Source organism: Haemophilus sp. SZY H53, from assembly GCF_054332375.1.
Genome location: NZ_JBTGNV010000026.1, coordinates 1 through 1,685, shown reverse-complemented (window position 1 = coordinate 1,685; position 1,685 = coordinate 1). Strand labels below are relative to the sequence as shown.

At 39.5% G+C, this 1,685-nt stretch carries 3 protein-coding genes; all 3 read left to right on the top strand.

The annotated features are described in order from the left end of the window. Window positions 1-324, top strand: a 324-nt coding sequence (locus tag ACXVWB_RS11195; protein WP_289902536.1) for an RnfABCDGE type electron transport complex subunit D, incomplete at its 5' end; no start/stop codon positions are given. Further along, on the top strand, window positions 317-1,108 hold the full coding sequence (locus tag ACXVWB_RS11190) for a Na(+)-translocating NADH-quinone reductase subunit C (RefSeq protein ID WP_054420318.1): 792 nt from the start codon (window positions 317-319) through the stop codon (window positions 1,106-1,108). The genes ACXVWB_RS11195 and ACXVWB_RS11190, both read left to right, overlap by 8 nt. Next, window positions 1,108-1,685: NADH:ubiquinone reductase (Na(+)-transporting) subunit D (locus tag ACXVWB_RS11185; protein ID WP_458485389.1), on the top strand; the 578-nt coding region annotated here is incomplete at its 3' end. The genes ACXVWB_RS11190 and ACXVWB_RS11185, both read left to right, overlap by 1 nt.

Sequence of the window (1,685 nt, the reverse complement as noted above, 5' to 3'; positions counted from 1 at the left end):
ACAGCAACCTTATTCAACTTAATCGGTTCTGATTCTAACCAAATGTTCTCAATGCCTTGGCATTGGCACTTTGTATTAGGTGGTTTTGCACTTGGTATGATCTTCATGGCTACAGACCCTGTATCCGCTTCATTTACCAATACGGGTAAATGGTGGTACGGTGCGTTAATTGGCGTGATGGCGGTATTAATTCGTACAGTGAACCCAGCTTATCCAGAAGGGATGATGTTAGCGATTTTATTTGCAAACTTATTTGCACCAATTTTCGACTACATCGTGGTTCAAGCAAATATCAAACGTCGGAGAGCAAGAACAAATGGCTAAATTTAATAAAGATAGCGTTAGCGGTACAGTTACCGTTGTTGTGTTGCTAAGTTTAGTGTGTTCTATCGTGGTTTCTGGTGCTGCAGTAGCATTAAAATCCAAACAAGATGAACAAAAAGCACTCGACGTTCAACGTAACATTTTAACTGTTGCTGGCTTAATGAAAGAAGATAATGCATCAGTAATCAAAGACACTTACAACAAATTTATTGAACCTCGTTTAGTGGATTTGCAAAGTGGTGATTACGTTCAAGCTTCAGCAGAAGAAATCAATAAATTTGAACCTAAAGATGCCGTTAAAGATCCAGCTAAAAGCCAAGCTATCCCAGCTGAGGCAGATAAAGCAGGGATCAAGGTCCGTGCAAACCAAGCGCGTGTTTATCTTGTAAAAGATGAGCAAGGCAATGTAACCCAAGTTGTATTACCAATGTATGGCCGTGGTTTATGGTCAACCATGTATGGTTTTGTTTCTGTTGCACCAGATGCGAATACCATCAAAGGTATTACTTACTATGATCAAGGTGAAACAGCTGGTCTTGGGGGCGAAATTGCGAACCCTCGTTGGCAAGCACAGTTTGTCGATAAAAAATTATTCGATGAGCAAGGTAACCAAAAATTCAAAATCTACAAAGGTAGCTCTGCTGCAGATAAAGAGCACGGTGTAGATGGTTTATCAGGTGCAACTTTAACCAGTAACGGTGTTCAAGGTTCATTTGATTATTGGTTCAGCCAAAATGGCTTTGGTCCATTCTTAGCGAAATTTAAAGCAGGAGAAATCAAATAATGGCTGATGCAAAAGTAAACTTAAAAGGTCTTTTATTCGATCCTATTGTTAAAAATAACCCGATTGCCTTGCAAATTTTGGGTATCTGTTCTGCATTAGCGGTAACAACCCAATTACAAACAGCAATCGTTATGGCGATTGCGGTAAGTTTGGTAACCGGTTTCTCCAGTTTGTTCATTTCATTGATTCGTAACTATATTCCAAATAGTATCCGTATCATTGTACAACTGGCGATTATCGCATCTTTAGTAATCTTGGTTGACCAAGTATTAAAAGCTTATGCCTATGGTTTATCTAAACAGCTTTCTGTATTCGTTGGCCTTATCATTACAAACTGTATCGTAATGGGTCGTGCAGAAGCGTTTGCGATGAAATCACCTCCGCTAGAAAGCTTTGTTGATGGTATCGGTAATGGTTTAGGTTATGGTGCGATCTTATTAATTGTCGCCACATTACGTGAATTAATCGGTTCTGGTCGTTTATTTGGTTTCCCTGTATTCCAAACGATTCAAGACGGCGGTTGGTATCAACCAAACGGTTTATTCCTTCTTGCACCAAGTGCGTTCTTTATTATCGG